Source organism: Methylobacterium sp. J-072, assembly GCF_022829425.1.
Classification (GTDB): domain Bacteria; phylum Pseudomonadota; class Alphaproteobacteria; order Rhizobiales; family Beijerinckiaceae; genus Methylobacterium.
In genome coordinates this window covers 38,324-44,843 of sequence record NZ_JAKSYK010000134.1, presented here as the reverse complement: position 1 = coordinate 44,843, position 6,520 = coordinate 38,324, and the positions used below count along the sequence as shown (strand labels likewise).

The 6,520-nt window shown below is 69.6% G+C and carries 5 protein-coding genes; 4 read left to right on the top strand and 1 reads right to left on the bottom strand.

The window, feature by feature from the left end; genetic code table 11:
* Positions 1–182: 182 nt before the first annotated feature.
* Positions 183–1,208, bottom strand: a complete 1,026-nt coding sequence (locus MKK67_RS15435) for a cyclase family protein (RefSeq protein ID WP_243965948.1) — start codon at positions 1,206–1,208, stop codon at positions 183–185.
* Positions 1,209–1,526: 318 nt separating this feature from the next.
* Here MKK67_RS15435 and MKK67_RS15430 point away from each other — a divergent pair, with 318 nt between their 5' ends.
* From MKK67_RS15430 to MKK67_RS15415, 4 genes are all read left to right on the top strand, one after another.
* On the top strand, positions 1,527–2,786 hold the full coding sequence (locus MKK67_RS15430; RefSeq protein ID WP_243965946.1) for an ABC transporter substrate-binding protein: 1,260 nt from the start codon (positions 1,527–1,529) through the stop codon (positions 2,784–2,786).
* A 24-nt stretch (positions 2,787–2,810) separates the two neighbouring features.
* Entirely contained in the window at positions 2,811–3,686 is an 876-nt protein-coding gene (locus tag MKK67_RS15425) for a branched-chain amino acid ABC transporter permease (protein ID WP_243965945.1), read from the top strand.
* A 211-nt stretch (positions 3,687–3,897) separates the two neighbouring features.
* Positions 3,898–4,818, top strand: coding sequence for a branched-chain amino acid ABC transporter permease (locus tag MKK67_RS15420; RefSeq protein ID WP_243965944.1), 921 nt, complete (start codon positions 3,898–3,900; stop codon positions 4,816–4,818).
* Positions 4,815–6,320: an ATP-binding cassette domain-containing protein gene (locus MKK67_RS15415; RefSeq protein WP_243965942.1), complete on the top strand. Its 1,506-nt coding sequence runs from the start codon at positions 4,815–4,817 to the stop codon at positions 6,318–6,320. The genes MKK67_RS15420 and MKK67_RS15415 overlap by 4 nt, the downstream gene beginning before the upstream one ends.
* The last annotated feature ends 200 nt before the right edge of the window (positions 6,321–6,520 follow it).

Below are 6,520 nucleotides of genomic sequence, written 5' to 3'. Positions count from 1 at the left end.
CGCCTCCAGGCCCGCGGCAAGACCCACAAGCAGGCCCTCATCGCCTGCGCCCGAAAGCTGCTCATCTACGCCAACACCGTCCTCGCCCGAGGCACACCATGGCGTCCCGCGACCGAGCCCGCATAACGGTTGCTCAGGATGCGGTCGAGATTGGGGCTGAACCGCTCCATCGTATCGCTCCCTCAGACCGTCGCGATCGGCGTCGTCGGCGAGCCGACCGCGCCGGGCAGGCGCAGAGGCGGCGCGGTGAGCAGGAAGCGGTTGCGCCCATGGGCGCGCAGCCAGTTGGCCAGCGGCGTCAGGTGCCACAACTCGCCGAGATTGACCCCGAGCTTGAACAGGCAGTGCTCGTGGAGCGGCAGGGTCGCGCAGCAGGCCGGCCCCGCCCCGGCCGGGTAGGCCTCGACGGCGTAATTGTCGGCGATCAGCGCGCAGAGGCCCGAGCGGGTGATCCAGTCGAGGAGCTGCGGGTCCCGGCCGTCGAGGCCGGCGCAGAGGTCGTGGACCTGCTTCGGATCCGGCGTGCCGCCCATGGCGATCAGCCGCTCGGCGAAGCCGGTATGCAGGCAGACCATGTCGCCGGGCTCGATCACGACGCCGTCGGCCTCGAGGATCCGGGCGAGCTGGTCGTAGCCGACTCTGGTCTTGGCGTCGCCGAGATGCGCGCGCAGGTCGATCATCACGGCCCGGCCCTGCATGCCGACCTCGGCCAGGCGCTCGATCCCGAGCTTTTTCGCCCGGGACGGCTGGTCGGCCGCCTCGGGCGTGCTCGGCCCGACGATGTCCCGGCCGCCGCGAAAACCGTTGTAGAAGGTCGGCGCCGCGCCCGCGCCGTCCGCATCGAACAGCGAGCCGACATGGGCGAGCGAATCCCACTGCGTCGAGTATTGCAGGTGGATCAGCGCGCGGTCGTCGCAGATCACGTCGGTGGCGCCGTCGACCTCCTCGCAGACCGGGAAGTTCATGTTCGGCCGGCCGTTGGCCCGCCGGGTCGGGGTGATCTGCGGCGGGTGGCGGCGCGGGTTGAGGACGTTGCCGCCGGGCAGGTCCAAGGGCAGGCTGAGGCAGAAGGTCAGGCCCTCGCGGACCTCGGTGACGCCCTGGCGGACCTTCTCGGGGGTCAGGAGGTTCAGGCGCCCAAGCTCGTCATCGGGGCCGAAATCCCCCCAGGTCGAGCCCTCGGGGCGCCGGGTCCAGCGCAGGCTCATGGGCGCGTCCCCCGTGCCGACAGCACGGGTCGATCCGCCGGAATCCGGGGCCGCGGCCCGGGGCGAACCCCGGCCGCGGCCGAGCGTGCGTTCCTCACCTGTCCGTCGCCCTTCTTCGAGGCCGTCGGGCCCCGCATTTCGCAGAGCCGCCCCGAGCCTAGGCCGGTGCGGCGCGAGTCGATACCCCGTGCGGAAAACGACTTGGCCGAAACGTCACCGGCCGGTCCCGGCGCGCCCCTTGTGATCCGGCTTGGCGCGGATACAGTCTCTCCCAAGCCCGCGAATAAAAAATTCGGGCACTGGGATGAGGAATCGCCGATGTCCGAGACCACGCGCGTCGTCGCTCGGCGTGCCCCGATTCGGCGCACGTTGCCCGTGCTGCTCGCGGCGGGGTTGGTCCTCTCGGGACAGGCGCGCGCCGCCGACCCGATCAAGGTCGGGGTGATCGCCGAGGCGCAGTCGGTGGCCGGCGCCTCGATCCCGCAGGCGGTTCAGCTCGCCGCCGACGAGATCAATGCCAAGGGCGGCGTCGACGGCCGCCTGATCCAGGTCGTCACCTACGACGACAAGAGCTCGGCCTCCGACGCGGTCCGCGCTTTCCAGCGGGCGGTCAGCGAGGACAAGGTCAACCTCGTCATCGCCAGCTACATCTCCGAGGTGGTTCTCGCGCTGATGCCCTGGGCGGCCCGGCTCAAGACCCCGATGATCACCCCCGGGGCGGCCTCCAACGAGATCAGCGTCGCCGTCCACAAGGACTACGCGCGCAACAAGTACGTCTTCCACGGCTACCTGACCTCGCACGCCCTGGCGCAGGCGGTCTGCGACTCGGCCAAGGATGCCCTGGTCGGGCTGCTGAAGGCCAAGACCGCGGCGATCATGAGCGAGGACGCGGCCTGGACCCGGCCGCTCGATGCCGCCTACGAGGAATGCCTGCCGAAATCCGGCCTGAAGATCGTGGAGCATGTCCGGTTCTCGCCGGATACCGGCGACTTCACCCCGATCTACAACAAGATCGAGGCGGCCAAGCCCGACCTGATCGTCACCGGCATCGCCCATGTCGGGGTGCAGCCGACCGTCCAGTGGCAGAACCAGCAGGTGCCGATCGCCATGACCGGGATCAGCGGCCAGGCGACCTCCTCGACCTTCTGGGCCAATACCAATGGCGGCACGCAGGGCGTGCTGTTCGACAGCGTCGCGCTGCCCGGTGTAGCGCTCACCGAGAAGACTATGCCGTTCGCCGAGGCCTTCACCAAGCGCTTCGGCGGCGCGCCGTCCTATGCCGGCTACATGGCCTACGACGCAATGCACTATAGCGCGGAGGCGATCAAACGGGCCGGATCCACGGAAGCCGACAAGCTCGTGGACGCCCTGGAGAAGACCGACTGGGTCGGCACCGTCGGGCGCCTGCAGTTCTACGGCCGGGACGAGACCTTCACCCACTCGATCAAGTACGGCCCGGGCCTGATGACCAGCGTCCTCGGCCAGTGGCAGAACGGCAAGCAGGTCGCGATCTGGCCCTCCGAGGTGGCCAACGGCAAGCTGGTCCTGCCGCCCGCGGTCAAGCCGGCGGTCCAGTAATCGCGACGCGAGAGTCCCAAAACAATGATCGGGCTCCAGATCCTCGTCGACGGCTTCGCGATCTCGGCGCTCTACGCGCTCGGCGCGATGGGCTTCACCCTCATCTTCGGCGTCTCCGGCGTGCTCAACCTCTCGCACGGCGCGCTGATGGTGATGGCCGCGGTCGCCGCCTGGGCGGCCTCGTCCCAGTTCGGCCTCGGCTCCTACGCGGGCGCCGGCATCGGCATCCTGTGCGGCCTGGCCGCCGCCCTGGTGACCTACTTCGCGATCGTCGCCCCGATCGAGCGCAGCAAGGCGATCCCGCGCGAGGAAAAAGAAATCTTCGTGCTCACCGGCACCCTGCTCTGGGGGATCATGATCCAAGAGTTGGTGGCCTACTTCTTCACCGACAACCCGAAGACGGTGCTGCCGATCGTTGAGGGCGTGATCGAGATCGCCGGGGTGCGCACCCCGAAGAACGAGATCTTCACCGCGGTGATCTGCTGGATCGTGATCGGGCTGCTGTGGGTGTTCGTGAACAAGGCGCGGGCCGGCAAGGTCCTGCTCGCCGCCTCCATGAACCCCCGCGGGGTCACGCTGCTCGGCCACGACATGGCCCGGATCTACGTCGCGGTCTGGGCGATCTACGGCCTGCTCGCCGGCATCGCCGGGGTGCTGCTCGGGATGTTTTTAGGGGTCTCGTCCTACTCGGTGGGGCCGCTCACCGCGAGCGCCTTCTCGATCGTGGTGCTGGGGGGCCTCGGCAGCGTCACCGGCTCGCTGATCGCGGCCTACGTGGTCGGCTATCTCGAGACCGCCACCGCCTACCTGATCTCCCCGGCCTACCGGGTGATCCCGGCGCTGCTGCTGCTCGTGGCGGTGATGTACCTGCGCCCGCAGGGCCTGCTGGGGCGGCGGTGATGGTTTTTTCCATCCCACAGGTCCCTAACCCGCGCCCTCATCCTGAGGTGCCGAAGCGCAGCGGAGGCCTCGAAGGAGCCCTCCAGCCGGCCGCGCGATCCCTGGAGCCCTCCTTCGAGGCCGCTGACGCGGCACCTCAGGATGAGGGGTTTGGATGGGATGGGTCTCGGCGCCGGGTGAGGCCGGTTGGTTCACTGGCGAGGCTGACCCCATGAAGCTCCTCACCGCTCCGGGCTTCTGGGTCGCGCTCCTGGCGCTCGCCCTGGCCGCGTTCCTGCCCTGGTGGGTCTCGGGCTACATCCTCGGGCTCCTCACCATCGCGTATTATTTCGGCGTCTTTGCCATGGCCTGGGACCTGCTGTTCGGCTTTGCCGGGGAGGTCAATTTCGGCCCGACCTTCCTGATCGGGCTCGGGGCCTACGGCGCCGGGATCCTCAACAACCGCTACGAAGTACCGATCCCCTACTGCCTGGCGGCCGGGACGGTGCTGGCGGTGGTCGGCGGGATGGCCCTGGCGCTGCCGGCCCTGAGGGTGCGGGGACCGTATTTCGGGCTGATCACCCTGGTCGCGGTGCTGCTCCTGCAGAACATGATCGTGGTGTTCTCCGGCATCACCGGCGGCGAGATCGGGCTCACGGTGCCGGACGTGATCTCCATCGACGCCGACATCAATTACTGGATCGCGCTGGGCTTCATGGCCTTCGCCGGGCTGGTCCTCACCGCCATCGCCCGCTCGCCCGTGGGGCTGATCCTCCAGGCCGCCGGCCAGGACCCGATCGTCACCGGCGCGCTCGGCTTCAACGTCGCCAAGCACAAGCTCGCGGCCTTCGCGGTCAGCGCCGCCTTCTCGGGCCTCGCAGGCGGGCTGGTGGTGTTCTACATGGGCACCGCCTCGGTCGGCACGCTGATCGACACCGCGGTGGGCGTGCAGGTGATCATCGCGGCGGTGCTCGGCGGACGCCGGACCATCGTGGGCGCGGCGCTGGGGGCCGTGTTCCTGATCGCCGCGGGTGAGCTGCTGCGGCCGCTCGGGCCGCTCTCGACCTTCGTGGTCTCGGCGGTGGCGCTCCTCGTCATCCTGTTCGTGCCCTCGGGGCTGCTCGGCCTCGCATCCGTCCGGAGAGCACGATGACCGTCGCCGTCCGGCCAACGCCCCCGCGTACCGCGTCCCTCGCCGAGCCCTGCCTCACCGTGCGCGGCCTGACCAAGCGGTTCGGCGGCCTTGTCGCGGTCAAGGATATCGACCTCGACCTGTGGCCCGGCGAGATCCTGGGGCTGATCGGGCCGAACGGCTCGGGCAAGTCCACCGTGATGAAGCTGATCATGGGGCTGGAGCGGCCCACCGCCGGCTCGATCCGCCTCGACGGCGCCGAAATCGGCGGGCTCCCGGCCCACCGGGTCGCGCGCCAGGGCATCGGCCTCGTCTTCCAGCACGCCCGCCCGCTCCAGCGGCAGACCGTGCTGGAGAATATCAGCCTCGCGCTCCTGCCCGACAGCCTGATCCGCTTGGTCGCGGATCCCCACGTGGCACGCCGGGCGAAGGAGATCGCCGAGCGCGTCGGCCTCGGCGCCGTGGCCGACCGGCGCCCCGGCACCCTGCCCTTCGCGGATCTGCGCCGGCTGGAACTCGCCAAGGCGATCGCCCGCGATCCCCGCGTGGTGCTGGTGGACGAGCCCTTCGCGGGCCTCACCGGCGGCGAGGTCGCGGCCTTCTCCGAGCTGATCCGGGGGTTTCGCGATGAGGGCAAGGCCGTGCTCCTCGTCGACCACAACGTGAAGAGCGTCGCGGCCCTCGTGGACCGGGTCTTCGCCATGTATCTCGGCGAGCGCATCGCGGAGGGCTCGGCCGAATCCGTGATGGCCGACCCGACCGTGCGCCGGGTCTATCTCGGTGGCAGCATCGAGACCGCGGCCCGGCCCGAAGCCGCGTTCAAGCCGGACTCGCTGCTCACGGTCGAGAATGTCGACGTGCTCTACGGCAAGGCGCAGGCGCTGCGCGGGGCCGCGATCCACGTCCACGAGGGCGAATTCGTCTCGGTGGTGGGCCTCAACGGCGCCGGCAAGACCACCCTGTTCAACGCCATCTCGGGGCTGGTCCCGCATACCGGCACGATCCGGTTCGATGGCCGGGACCTCTCACAGATGAAGCCCGCCGCGATCGCCCGGGCCGGGATCGTCCAGGTGCCCGAGACCCGGGAGTTGTTCGGCGATCTCAACGTCCGCGAGAATCTCGATCTCGGCGGCCAGCATTTCCCGAAGGCCGAGAGCGCCAAGCAGCGCGACTGGCTCTACGAGCTGTTTCCGATCCTCAAGGCCCGCGAGGGCCAGACCGCCCGCACGCTGTCCGGCGGCGAGCAGCAGATGCTGACCATCGCCCGCGCGCTGATGATGCGCCCGCGCCTTCTGATCCTCGACGAGCCGACCCTGGGCCTCGCCCCGGTGATCCTGGAGCTGCTGTCGAAGGCCCTGGAGCGCCTGCGCCAGACCACGCCGATCACCGTCCTGCTCGGCGAGCAGAACGTCACCTTCGCGCTCCCCCATGCCGACCGGGTCTACGTGCTGGAACAGGCCCGCATCGTCTGGGAAGGCCCGCCGGACCGCTTCGCCGGTGAGATGGGGGCGAAGTATTTGTGATCGCTTCCGCGCATCCCACCCCTCCCCTCATCCTGAGGTGGCGAAGCGCAGCGTAGCCCTCGAAGGAGGCCTCCAGGGATCGCGAGCGGGCTGGAGGGCTCCTTCGAGGCCCGGCGATCTGCGATCGCCGGGCACCTCAGGATGAGGGGGTGGGTTGGACGGACAAGGTCATCGAGGCGGCGCATCCGGCGCTGGGCCTG

Bases quoted from the DNA above. Each gene is read 5' to 3' on its own strand.
- MKK67_RS15435 (WP_243965948.1), bottom strand. From the start codon at position 1,208: ATGAGCCTGCGCTGGACCCGGCGCCCCGAGGGCTCGACCTGGGGGGAT.
- MKK67_RS15430 (WP_243965946.1), top strand. From the start codon at position 1,527: ATGTCCGAGACCACGCGCGTCGTCGCTCGGCGTGCCCCGATTCGGCGC.
- MKK67_RS15425 (WP_243965945.1), top strand. From the start codon at position 2,811: ATGATCGGGCTCCAGATCCTCGTCGACGGCTTCGCGATCTCGGCGCTC.
- MKK67_RS15420 (WP_243965944.1), top strand. From the start codon at position 3,898: ATGAAGCTCCTCACCGCTCCGGGCTTCTGGGTCGCGCTCCTGGCGCTC.
- MKK67_RS15415 (WP_243965942.1), top strand. From the start codon at position 4,815: ATGACCGTCGCCGTCCGGCCAACGCCCCCGCGTACCGCGTCCCTCGCC.